Origin of the sequence: Thalassospira sp. A40-3 (assembly GCF_015871485.1) — a bacterium.
GTDB lineage: Bacteria > Pseudomonadota > Alphaproteobacteria > Rhodospirillales > Thalassospiraceae > Thalassospira > Thalassospira tepidiphila.
Genome location: NZ_CP065428.1, coordinates 2,477,728 through 2,489,711, shown reverse-complemented (window position 1 = coordinate 2,489,711; position 11,984 = coordinate 2,477,728). Strand labels below are relative to the sequence as shown.

The 11,984-nt window shown below is 54.5% G+C and carries 8 protein-coding genes; 7 read left to right on the top strand and 1 reads right to left on the bottom strand.

Going from position 1 to position 11,984, the window contains the following annotated elements:
* Positions 1-75: 75 nt before the first annotated feature.
* Together IT893_RS11350 and IT893_RS11345 are read left to right on the top strand one after the other, a co-directional pair.
* The gene (locus IT893_RS11350) at positions 76-546 is read left to right on the top strand and encodes a cache domain-containing protein (RefSeq protein ID WP_008891347.1); all 471 of its coding nucleotides are present in this window, start codon (positions 76-78) and stop codon (positions 544-546) included.
* 404 nt (positions 547-950) lie between these two features.
* Positions 951-2,129, top strand: coding sequence for a patatin-like phospholipase family protein (locus IT893_RS11345; protein WP_197145235.1), 1,179 nt, complete (start codon positions 951-953; stop codon positions 2,127-2,129).
* 45 nt (positions 2,130-2,174) lie between these two features.
* Here IT893_RS11345 and IT893_RS11340 read toward each other — a convergent pair whose 3' ends face one another.
* Positions 2,175-5,660 (bottom strand): indolepyruvate ferredoxin oxidoreductase family protein, encoded by a 3,486-nt coding sequence (locus IT893_RS11340; RefSeq protein WP_197145234.1) that lies wholly within the window; start codon positions 5,658-5,660, stop codon positions 2,175-2,177.
* 392 nt (positions 5,661-6,052) lie between these two features.
* On the opposite strand from IT893_RS11340, the gene IT893_RS11335 reads away from it, so the two are divergent.
* From IT893_RS11335 to IT893_RS11315, 5 genes are all read left to right on the top strand, one after another.
* A complete protein-coding gene (locus IT893_RS11335; protein ID WP_197145233.1) occupies positions 6,053-6,499 on the top strand; it encodes a VOC family protein in 447 nt (148 codons plus the stop codon).
* A 167-nt stretch (positions 6,500-6,666) separates the two neighbouring features.
* The gene (locus IT893_RS11330; RefSeq protein WP_197145232.1) at positions 6,667-7,320 is read left to right on the top strand and encodes a Crp/Fnr family transcriptional regulator; all 654 of its coding nucleotides are present in this window, start codon (positions 6,667-6,669) and stop codon (positions 7,318-7,320) included.
* Between the two features lie 222 nt (positions 7,321-7,542).
* Positions 7,543-8,427 carry an MBL fold metallo-hydrolase gene (locus IT893_RS11325; RefSeq protein WP_197145231.1) on the top strand — a complete coding sequence of 295 codons (885 nt, stop codon included), beginning with the start codon at positions 7,543-7,545 and terminating at the stop codon, positions 8,425-8,427.
* A 24-nt stretch (positions 8,428-8,451) separates the two neighbouring features.
* Positions 8,452-10,125: a bifunctional protein tyrosine phosphatase family protein/NAD(P)/FAD-dependent oxidoreductase gene (locus tag IT893_RS11320; protein ID WP_197145230.1), complete on the top strand. Its 1,674-nt coding sequence runs from the start codon at positions 8,452-8,454 to the stop codon at positions 10,123-10,125.
* 65 nt (positions 10,126-10,190) lie between these two features.
* Complete coding sequence (locus IT893_RS11315) at positions 10,191-11,957, top strand: SulP family inorganic anion transporter (RefSeq protein WP_197145229.1); 1,767 nt, start codon at positions 10,191-10,193, stop codon at positions 11,955-11,957.
* The last annotated feature ends 27 nt before the right edge of the window (positions 11,958-11,984 follow it).

Sequence of the window (11,984 nt, the reverse complement as noted above, 5' to 3'; positions counted from 1 at the left end):
CCTTTGTGTTCATTTGTTTCAACCAACCAATCGTCAATCACGACATCTATCTATGATCAACAAGGGAAATTCAGGATGAATAAGGTTTTGCGTTCTTTCGGTGCGGCTCTGGCGTCGTTGCTGATGGTTTTGAGTGTATCGTCGGCCATGGCCCAAGATAAGGAAGCAACCGCCAAGGATCTGGTGGATAAGGCAATCGCCCTTTATGACGACGTCGGGCAGGAGAAATCCTTTGATATGTTCAACGACAAGTCCGGTGAATTCGTCTTTGACGAGTTTTACGTCATTGTTGCTGATGGCGAAAAAGGCACGTTCCTGACACACGCGATCAACCCGAAGCTTGTTAACAACCCGGGCCTTTGGGACCTTCAGGATGTGAACAGCAAGTTCATCATTCGTGACATGGTCGAAACCGGAAAGGCATCGCCGGATGGTGGTTGGTCCAACTACACCTGGACACATCCGCAGACCAAAAAACTTGCCGAAAAGAAAACCTGGGTGAAAGCCCATGACGGCAAGATTTTCATGGTGGGTTATTACGACTAAAAAGTAATCACATCCAGAAAGCAAAAACCGCCTCCGGGCGGTTTTTGTGTTTCAAGTAAAATGGGTCGATTTGTAAAATATTTGTTAAGTTAAACGAGTTGGATTTCGGGTGCATAGTTTAGAAAATACTTAACATGACTCTGATCAAAATTGCGATTTAGTATATGAGTCACCAGATTTAATATATCTACGTATATGTAATCGCGTGTTTTGTCACATCACTATTGAAGAATTGTCTCAAATGTAGCGGCTTAAAATCATTATAATGATGGCTGTATCTACAGGTCCGCAAAGACGGACTGGTATCTCCTGGGGGTGAGCGGTGGTGCACGCGATGGCATTCTTATCGTTTGCGCCATGTTGTTTGGACCGAACTATTCGGTTTTCAACAAGGAGATCGCGACGTGGAAAAGATCAAACGAGCTATCTTTCTGTCAGGCGGCGGGCCTGCTGTTGGCTTAAGCATCGGGGTGCTTAAGCGTCTGCAGCAGGAACCGGATATAAAATTTGATATCTGGTCGTCTGCCTGTATCGGCGCTTGGCTCTCGGTTGCCTGGCATCAGGCCGACGAGGGTCAGGAACTTGACCAGACCATCGCCTTCTTTCGTAAAATTTTCCGACCCGCAAGTGTCTATGAACGGTTCCCGATTGCATCGGCCTTTGCACCGGACTTCTTTTCTGATTTCACCAACAAACTCAATTACTTCTTTAACCCTAGCAGCTATCAGGGGCTGATCGTGCCAGACGCCATTGGCGAGGCCGTTGAACATGTGCAGCATTTCATGGGCAATCCGAAATATTGGACGCCGCACAATTTCAACGATGTTTTGCTAAACGGTTTTCTGGCGGCAAATCCCCTGTCGCGTCTTCTGGTCGGATCGATCTATCAGACCCAGACCAAGGGACTGGCCAAGATCTATTCACCAGACAGCATGTTCTTGGACCGGCTGAACTTTGATCGGCTTTATCAGCCCGGCAAGCCGGCCATGTTCCACAACGCCTATAACCTTTCCAAGCAGCGGCTTGAACTTTTCACCAACAAACCTGATCACTACGACCTGCCACAGATGAACGCGCAGACGCTGTGTGCCTGTTCTGCCTTGCCGTTTATCGAAGAGCCGGTCGAAATCAACGGCGATACCTATTGCGAGGGGGCGACTGTTGATACGGTCAACTTCTTTGATTTCCTGCGCCTGCATCCGGATGTCGATGAGGTCTGGGTCAGCCGTATTCTTGATCTTAAGCAGGTGCGTCAGCCTGAAAACCTTTATGACGCACTGAATAACCTGATCATGCTGTTTGCCGCATCCGCCAGCGAAGACGCTGTTGCAGCCTTCAAACGTGAAGTCGCCGAAAGTGGCCGCAAGATCGATATCGTTGAAATCCCGGTTTCCCCGCACATCAACTATGACTGGACGTGGGAAAACCTTGATCGCGGGATCGAGGATGGCTTTGAGTCAACCGATCACATGATTGCGGATTACCGCCAACGCAAACGTCAGGAAAAGTCTGTTAAAAGTTTGCGAGAAGGGGCGATGCGCATTCTGCCTGAATTCCAAAGCCGCTTTCCGCGCTTTGTCTGAGCAACAAAAAAAGGGCCGCATCATGCGGCCCTTTTGATTTTTGGCTTATTCCGCCGCCTTGAGATGTTCGGGCGGGTTGCGGAACTGTTCAAGCAGTTCAGCTTCGCGCACCTTGACCTTGGCGATGTGTTCTTCCTTGACGTGGCCGTAACCGCGAATGTGTTCGGGCAGGGCCAGCAACGCCTTGGCGATGCGGGCATTTTCGTGGTTAAGGCCATCAAGGACCTCGGTTACCAGTTTCTCGTAATCTGTGATCAACTGGCGTTCGATCTTGCGTTCCGGGTTGCGGCCAAACGGATCAAGTTTGGTGCCGCGCAGGAACTTCAGTTTCGCCAGCATGCGGAACGCCGACATCATCCATGGACCGTAAACCGACTTTTGCGGCTTGCCACTCTCCGGATCGGCATTGGCAAGTGACGGCGGGGCAAGATGGAAGTTGATCTTGTAATCCCCCGTAAAGGTCTGGGTGACCTTTTTCAGGAACGCCGGATCGGTGTAAAGACGGGCAACCTCGTACTCGTCCTTATAGGCCAGCAGTTTGAAGTAGTATTTCGCAACTGTCCGGGCCAGATCATCTTCATCGCCAAGGCGTTTCTCGGCCGCTGCAACCTTATCAACAAGGTCGGTGAAACGATCAGCATAGGCCGCGTTCTGATAATCGGTCAGGAAGGCGCGGCGCTTGGCGATGATATCGGAAAGCTCGGTCGCAATCGGGTGGGCTTCGGCCTCGTTCGGGCCGACGATCTCGATCACGCGATCACGGTCATGGGCATACAGGCGTCCCCAATGGAAGGATTGCTTGTTCATGTCAATCGACACGCCATTAAGCTCAATCGCCTGCATAAGCGCCTCTTCACTAATCGGGATCAGACCGCGCTGCCAGGCAACGCCCAGCATGAACAGGTTGGTTGCAATCGAATTGCCCATCAGGCGGGTCGCAATGTCGCTGCCTTCCACGAAATGAACCGCATCAGATCCACAGGCATCACTGATGACCTTCATGTGCTCGTTGGTCTTAAGCTCAAAATCCGGGTTATGGGTAAAGGCGCCGGTAACGGTTTCATGGGTGTTGATCACCGCCTGGGTAAAGTTCCGGCGCATTTTGGCAAGCCCCTCATAGCTTGCCGCAACCAGAAGGTCACAACCCAGAACCACATTGGCTTCACCGGCCGGAATGCGCGCAGCATGCAGCTTGTTTTGGTCGTTGGCAAAGCGGATATGGCTGACAACCGCCCCGCCTTTTTGTGCCAAGCCCGCCATATCAAGGCCGACAATACCCTTGCCCTCGATGTGGGCCGCCATACCAAGAAGTGCGCCGATGGTGACAACACCGGTGCCGCCAACGCCCGTGACCAGAACCGACCATGGTTCGTCAATTTCGGGCAGGGTCGGGCGCGGCAGGCTGGCAAAGACTGCGTCGGTACCGGTATCGCCCTTGGCGGCGGCATCGGGTTTGCGAAGCTCGCCGCCTTCGATGGTGACAAAGCTTGGGCAGAAGCCCTTGAGGCAGGAGAAATCCTTGTTGCATGCCGACTGGTCAATCGCGCGTTTGCGGCCAAACTCGGTCTCGACCGGAACGACGGCAAGGCAGTTGGACTGTTCGCCACAATCACCGCAGCCTTCGCAGACCAGATCATTGATAAACACGCGCTTGGGCGGATCAACCATCAGTTTGCGTTTTCGACGACGGCGTTTTTCGGCCGCACAGGTCTGATCAAAGATCAGGATCGAAACGCCTTCGATTTCACGCAATTCTTTCTGGGTGTCTTCCAGCGTATCACGATGGCGGATATCGACACCCGGTGCAAAGTCCGCACCCATTGGATACTTTTCGGGCTCATCTGACAAAACGATGATGCGTTTGGCACCTTCGTCAAACATCTGGCGCGTGATCTGCGGCACGGTTAGCGGGCCGTCAACCGGCTGTCCGCCAGTCATGGCGACTGCGTCGTTAAACAGGATTTTATAGGTGATGTTCACACCCGATGCGACCGCGGCCCGCACGGCAAGGGAGCCTGAATGGTAATAGGTACCATCGCCCAGGTTCTGGAAAACGTGCTTGGTATGGGTGAACGGTGCCTGTCCGATCCATGTCGCACCTTCGCCGCCCATATGGGTAAAGGTTTCGGTGGATCGATCCATCCAGTTGACCATGTAATGGCAACCGATCCCGGCCATGGCACGGCTGCCTTCGGGGACCTTGGTCGAACTGTTATGCGGGCACCCCGGGCAGAACCAGGGAATGCGCGCGACATCCGGGCGCGGTTCGGCAATTTCGCGTTCCTTTTCCGCCAGCCAGTCGATGCGGTCATGAATGGCCGGGCTGTCATAGAACCGTTTGATGCGCTCGGCCAGCACCACGGCAATGCGTGCCGGGGTCAGTTCATCCATGGACGGCAAAATCCATTCGCCTTTTTCATCGAACTTGCCGATGACTTGCGGGCGCACGTCTTCGCGCCAGTTATAAAGTTGCTCCTTGACCTGGTTTTCCATCACCGCGCGCTTTTCCTCGACAACGATGATTTCTTCCAGCCCCATGGCGAATTCGCGCACATCATCACGGTTCAGTGGCCAGCTCATACCAACCTTAAGCACGCGAATGCCAATTTGTGCGGCGTCCTCTTCGGAAATGCCAAGGTCGTCAAAGGCCTGCATGACATCAAGGTATGCCTTGCCCGTTGTGATGATACCAAGTCGCGCATTCGGGCTGTCGATAACGGTTTTATTAAGCTTGTTCGCCCGCGCATATGCCAGTGCGGCATACAGCTTGTATTTCATCAGGCGATGTTCCTGCTCCTTGGGGGTATCGGGCCAGCGGATGTGCAGGCCGCCCTCGGGCATGGCAAAATCGGTGGGAATGACCGGCGTGATGCGGTCCGGGGCAACATCAACTGCAGCCGAACTTTCCACTGTTTCGGCGATGGTTTTCATCGCCACCCAACAACCGGAATAGCGGCTCATGGCCCAGCCATGAATGCCGTAATCAAGGATATCCTGAACGCCTGACGGGTTTAAAACCGGGATTTGCGCATCAATAAAGGCATATTCGGTCTGATGGGGCAGGGTGGATGATTTGCAGGAGTGGTCGTCGCCCGCCAGCACGAGCACCCCACCATGTTGCGAGGTGCCAGCATGGTTGGCGTGTTTGAAAACATCGCCGGACCGATCCACGCCGGGGCCTTTGCCATACCACATGCCAAAGACGCCATCATATTTGGCATCCTTGTACATATTGACCTGCTGGCTGCCCCAGACGACGGTGGCGGCAAGGTCTTCGTTCACGCCCGGCTGAAATTCGATCTGTTGTTTGGTCAGGAATTTTTGGGCGCGCCAAAGCTGCTGATCAAGTCCACCCAGCGGCGATCCGCGATATCCCGAAATGCAGCCGGCGGTATTTAGCCCCGCGCGCGCATCAAGCTGGCGCTGCATCAGGGGCAAACGGACCAGTGCCTGAATACCTGTAAGGTAAACCCGGCCTTCCTCAAGCGTGTATTTGTCGTCGAGTTGGACTGCCGCCAATTGTTGTGCCATGACCGGTCTCCCTGGGATCTCTCTGATATGCGGGGTCATTTCGGGCCCAATGCACTGCTTTTATTGATATGGGTGTTGGTGCAGTGTTTCGGTATGACCTTTAATTTATCTGTCAGGTCGGGTGTGCGGGACCTGTGCCTGACCTTGAAATGGTAATAAAGACTGACCTTTTTTCAAAGCGAAGTCGCATCGCACTATGCAAAACGCCTGATTGCATCTGTTGACGTAAGGTCAACTTATTATTTACTTATTCCGGTACCGATTTACGCGCAATAAAATTGCGGCACTGTTGCGCTGCGAAATTGCGAATAGGGCCGAGTCTATGCTCGGCGGTAAAAATCTGGCGTGTTAAGTTTAGTCGGGTTTCGGGTGCGCAGAGCAAGGAGCGTGAAATGGAACAGCGTGTTTCGCTGATTACTCTGGGTGTTGCGGATCTGGATCGATCGCGGCGTTTTTACGAAGGTGGCCTCGGCTGGCAGATGACCGAAATGGTTGAAGGGCAGGTGGTGTTTTACCAGCTCTCCAACGGTTTGGCCCTTGGTCTGTTCGGGCGCGAAGCGCTTAAGGAAGACGGGCACTTTGATGACGACACAGGTGCCAGCTTTGCCGGATTGACGCTGGCTTATAACGCGCGCAGCGAAGAAGAAGTCGATCAGGTGATGGCAGAGGCTGAGAAGGCCGGGGCCAAAATCCAGAAGCCTGCCGAGAAGGTCTTTTGGGGTGGGTATTCCGGTTATTTCCGTGATCCGGATGGCCATGCGTGGGAAGTGGCGTTTAATCCGTTCTGGGAAATTGATGACAAGGGCAATCTGCACATCCCGCCACAGAAAACCGAGTAGGGCGCATCCATCACGCCATCACGGCATCGCTGCATACTTACACAGCACGGGCAGCAATTGGCTGCCCGTTTTCGTAGATATTCCAAAGTACAGTTGCATCGGGGATAATTTACTTTTACATCGAACGGGATGTAGTTTTAATCCACGCTTCCAAGGGGGATAAGGTTTTGAGTTGGATCGACCAGTTTCCGGGTCTGTCACGTTTGCCCGATGCCATCCGATCCTACCTTGTCGAAGAAAGCAAGATCGTCACCGTTCCGGCCAACACGGTCATTTTCGGACCGGGCAAATCGCCGGAACACCTGTTGCTGCTACTTGATGGCACTGTGCGTGTGCAGCAGACATCCGATACCGGTCGTGAAATCGTTCTTTATCGGGTTCATGCGGGCGAAAGCTGCGTTCTGACGACGGCCTGCCTTCTGGCTTACGAGGATTACTCGGCCGAGGGGATTGCCGAAACCGAAACCCGTGCGGTGGCGATCCCGCGCAAGGTGTTTGACAAGCTTGTCTCGGACTCAATCGAGTTCCGCCAGTTTGTCTTTACCGCCTATTCCAAACGCATCACCGATCTGTTCATGGTGATCGAAGAAATCGCGTTCCAGAAGCTTGATATCCGTCTGGCCCACAAGCTGATCGAATTGGCAGGGAACAATGATACGGTGTCAGCAACCCATCAGAAACTGGCGGTCGAACTGGGTTCTGCCCGTGAAGTGATTTCGCGCCAGCTTCAGGAATTTCAGCGTCGGGGCTGGATTGAACAATCGCGCGGCACCATCCGGCTGATTGATCGTGCGGCGTTGGAAAAACTGGCCCAGAGCTAGAATTTCAGCCGCAAGCACAGCGGCCCTGCGACTTTAGAATTATTAGGTGTTAATGTTTCGATGTTTGGTGACTTCATCACTGAAGTGCACATCGCGAACTCCTAAAATAAAGACCATAGCCAGATGTTTTGTCCGCAAACAAGGCGGGCAAGGGACATCGCAAATCCATCCGGCGCGCGCCAGTCATAAGGCGGCACGGAGGCAGTTGTTTAGGAGGACTCCATGTCTGCATATCCGGTCAATATGTCCGTAAAACCCGAAGTTACGGCCTTTTTCGACGAAGACACCAACACGATCAGCTATGTGGTCAAGGACCCGGAAAGCAATGCCTGTGCAGTTGTCGATTCCGTGATGGATATCGATTATGCGGCGGGTCGGATCACCTTTACCCACGCCGATAACATCATTGCCTTCATCAAGGATAACGGCCTGAAACTGGAATGGATCATCGAGACCCATGTCCATGCCGACCATTTGTCGGCAGCACCCTATATTCAGCAAAGGCTCGGCGGCAAGCTTGGTATCGGCAGCAAGATCACAGTTGTGCAGGACACGTTCGGCAAGGTGTTTAACGAAGGCACCGAATTCCAGCGCGATGGCAGCCAGTTTGATCGCCTGTTTGAAGATGGCGATACCTATCAGGTTGGCTCCATGACCTGCTTTGCCATCTATACCCCGGGTCATACCCCGGCCTGCATGGTCCATGTCATGGGCGATGCCGCCTTTGTCGGTGATACCCTGTTCATGCCTGATGGCGGCTCGGCCCGTGCCGACTTCCCGGGCGGTGATGCCGGGACGCTTTATGACAGCATCCAAAAGCTCCTCGCCCTGCCGGACGATATGCGTCTGTTCATGTGCCACGACTACGGCCCCAATGGTCGCGAGATCAAGTGGGAGACCACCGTTGGCGAAGAGAAAAAGCACAACATCCACGTTGGCGAAGGCAAGACCCGCGAAGACTTCATCAAGTTCCGCACCGAGCGTGATGCCCAGCTTGATATGCCGCGTCTGATCATTCCGTCGCTTCAGGTCAATATGCGCGCCGGTCAGGTGCCGACGGATAGCAGCGGCAAAAAAATGCTGAAAGTCCCGGTAAACGGGCTCTGATCAACACTCAGGTGAGGAAAAGCCATGGAAATCAAAACAATAAGCAACGGGTTCTCCGTAAGTCCGCAGATCGTTGCAGACGATGTCAAGGAAATCGCGAAGCGCGGCTTCCGGTCCATCGTCTGTAACCGTCCGGACGGCGAGGGCGCCGATCAGCCAACCTTTGAAGAGATTTCAAACGCGGCCAAGGAAGCCGGGCTTGAGGTGCGCTATCAGCCGATTGTTTCGGGCAAGGTCAGCGATGACGACGCCCGTGATTTTGGCCGCCTTTATGATGAATTGCCCAAGCCGGTCTTTGCCTATTGCCGCACCGGCACGCGTTCGACCACGCTTTGGTCGCTAAGCCAGGCTGCGCATCTTGATACCAGCGAAATCCTTCGCGCCACCAAGGCGGCCGGTTATGACATGGGCGGTGTTGTCCGCCGGATTGTCAATGGCGGCAAAACGCCGACCGATCAGGGCGATGCCAAATATGACGTCGTGATCATCGGTGGCGGTGCTGCCGGTATTTCGGTGGCATCCAGCCTGATCGCTCGGCGTTCAGGGCTTGAGATCGCGGTGATCGATCCGGCCGACATCCACTATTACCAGCCGGGCTGGACCATGGTTGGTGGTGGCGTGTTCGAAGCCAGCACCACGGCCCAGACCATGGGATCGCTGATCCCCAAGGGCGTGCATTGGATCAAGGCGGCTGTGGCCGCGTTTGAGCCGCAAGACGATGCCGTCATTCTTGATGGCTGCCGGGTGGTCAAATATGACCGTCTCATCGTCTGCCCGGGGCTTAAGCTCGATTGGAACCGCGTTGATGGTTTGGTCGAAACGCTGGGCCGCAATGGCGTTACTTCCAACTATCGCTATGATTTGGCACCGTACACCTGGGAACTGGTTTCCTCGATGCGCGAAGGCAAGGCGATCTTTACCCAGCCGCCAATGCCGATCAAATGCGCCGGTGCCCCGCAAAAGGCGATGTATCTTTCTGCCGATCACTGGAACCGCAATGGTGTTCTCAAGAACATTGATATCGATTTCTGCAATGCCGGTGGCGTGCTGTTCGGGGTAAAGGACTATGTCCCGGCGCTTGAAAGCTATGTGAAGAAATACGACGCACATCTCGACTTCTTCCACAATCTGGTGGCGATTGACTGGCAGGCGAAAAAGGCCTGGTTCGATATTGCCAAGCCCGACACCAAGGTCGAACGCGTTGAGAAGTCCTTTGACATGATCCATGTCTGCCCGCCGCAGGTGGCACCAGACTTCATTCGTGTGTCCCCTCTGGCCGATGCCGCCGGATGGGTGGATGTCGATCAGGCAACCCTGCGTCACAAGTCGTTTAGCAACATCTGGTCACTGGGCGATGTGATGAATGCGCCTAATGCCAAAACGGCTGCTGCGGCCCGCAAACAAGCCCCGGTGGTTGCCGAGAACGTGGTTGCCGATATCGATGGCAAATCCCCGGTTGCGCAATATGACGGTTATGGATCCTGTCCGCTCACCGTGGAACGTGGCCGCATCGTTCTGGCCGAATTCGGGTATGGCGGAACGCTTTTGCCGTCCTTCCCGAAATGGCTGATCGATGGCACCAAGCCGTCCCACCTTGCCTGGTTGCTTAAGGAAAAGCTGCTGCCGCCGATCTATTGGAAGGCAATGCTGCGCGGCAAGGAATGGCTGGCCAAGCCTGAAAAAGTCACCGGCGCCTAAAACACCCTTCGTCCAAGGCAGTGATCACGCTGCCTTGGATCAACCTTGATCTAAGAGATCGATCAATGCGTTTCAAAATGCTTCGGAAATATGTCCCGATTTTTGATTGGGGACAGACCTATGACAGGACGGCCTTTGGCAATGACATGATTGCAGCCGTGATCGTGACGATCATGCTGATCCCGCAATCGCTTGCCTATGCGTTGCTGGCCGGTCTGCCGCCCGAGGCGGGGCTTTATGCCTCCATCGCGCCGATCATTCTTTATGCCATCTTTGGCACCAGCCGCGCGCTTGCGGTCGGTCCGGTTGCGGTTGTTTCCCTGATGACGGCGGCAGCCGTGGGCAATATTGCCGAAACCGGCACCATGGGCTATGCCCTTGCTGCCCTGACGCTTGCGGCCCTTTCCGGGGCGATCCTGCTTGCGATGGGGGTGTTCAAGCTGGGCTTCTTGGCGAACTTCCTTTCACACCCGGTGATTGCCGGTTTTATTACGGCATCGGGCATGATCATTGCCGCCAGTCAGCTCAAACACATCCTTGGTGTAGATGCCGGTGGTCATAACCTTTGGGAGATTGTCACCTCCCTGATTGCCCATATTCCCGAAACCAATCAGACGACCCTGATCATTGGCATTTGTGCCACGGGTTTCTTGTTCTGGGTGCGCAAGGGCCTTAAACCTGCCTTGCGCAAACTGGGTCTTGGTGCGCGTACCGCCGATGTCCTGACCAAAGCCGGCCCAGTCTTTGCCGTTTTCGCCACCACAGCGGCGACCTGGTATCTTGGACTGGCTGATAAAGGGGTCAAGATCGTGGGCGAGGTACCGCAAAGCCTGCCGCCGCTGACCATGCCGGACTTCAGCCCGGGGTTGATGACGGACCTTCTGGTGCCGGCAATCCTGATTTCCGTGATCGGATTTGTTGAATCGATCTCGGTCGCGCAGACGCTGGCCGCCAAACGCCGTCAACGCATCAACCCGGATCAGGAATTGATCGGGCTTGGGGCGGCCAATATCGGGGCGGCCTTTACGGGCGGTTATCCGGTGACGGGTGGTTTTGCCCGCTCGGTCGTGAACTTTGATGCCGGGGCGCAAACACCTGCGGCCGGGGCCTTTACCGCTGTTGGTCTGGCGATTGCTGCCGTGGCGCTGACCCCGCTTGTTTACTTCCTGCCAAAGGCAACCCTTGCTGCGACCATCATTGTTGCGGTGCTGTCACTGGTCGATTTCTCGATCCTGAAAACCAGCTGGCAATATTCCAAGGCGGATTTCATTGCGGTTCTGGCAACCATCCTTCTGACCCTTGGTCTTGGCGTCGAGGTCGGGGTGACCGCCGGTGTGGTTCTGTCGATCGGGCTGTTTTTGTATAAAACATCGCGCCCGCATATTGCCGAGGTCGGCCTTGTGCCCGACACCCAGCATTTCCGCAACATCCTGCGCCACAAGGTCATCACCCATCCGTCTGTCCTGACGATCCGGATTGATGAAAGCCTTTATTTCGCCAATGCGCGGTATCTGGAGGATTACCTCTATGACCGGGTGGTTGGGTGCAAGAACCTCAAACATGTGGTTCTGATGTGCTCGGCCGTGAACGAGATCGATCTAAGCGCGCTTGAATCGCTTGAGGCGATCAATCACCGGCTTGAGGAAATGGGTATTTCCCTTCACATGTCCGAGGTCAAAGGCCCGGTCATGGATCGTCTGAAAAAGACCCACTTCCTTGATGAACTGACCGGCGAGGTTTTCCTGTCCCAGTTCGAAGCTGTTTCGAAACTGACAGACGGGCAGGTGGCAGAAACACCACCAAGCACCGAACCCAAAGTCAAACTGGTCTAAGACCGAAGATCGAAACCGGATTGAGTT

Bases quoted from the DNA above. Each gene is read 5' to 3' on its own strand.
- IT893_RS11350 (WP_008891347.1), top strand. From the start codon at position 76: ATGAATAAGGTTTTGCGTTCTTTCGGTGCGGCTCTGGCGTCGTTGCTG.
- IT893_RS11340 (WP_197145234.1), bottom strand. From the start codon at position 5,660: ATGGCACAACAATTGGCGGCAGTCCAACTCGACGACAAATACACGCTT.
- IT893_RS11335 (WP_197145233.1), top strand. From the start codon at position 6,053: ATGGAACAGCGTGTTTCGCTGATTACTCTGGGTGTTGCGGATCTGGAT.
- IT893_RS11325 (WP_197145231.1), top strand. From the start codon at position 7,543: ATGTCTGCATATCCGGTCAATATGTCCGTAAAACCCGAAGTTACGGCC.
- IT893_RS11320 (WP_197145230.1), top strand. From the start codon at position 8,452: ATGGAAATCAAAACAATAAGCAACGGGTTCTCCGTAAGTCCGCAGATC.
- IT893_RS11315 (WP_197145229.1), top strand. From the start codon at position 10,191: ATGCGTTTCAAAATGCTTCGGAAATATGTCCCGATTTTTGATTGGGGA.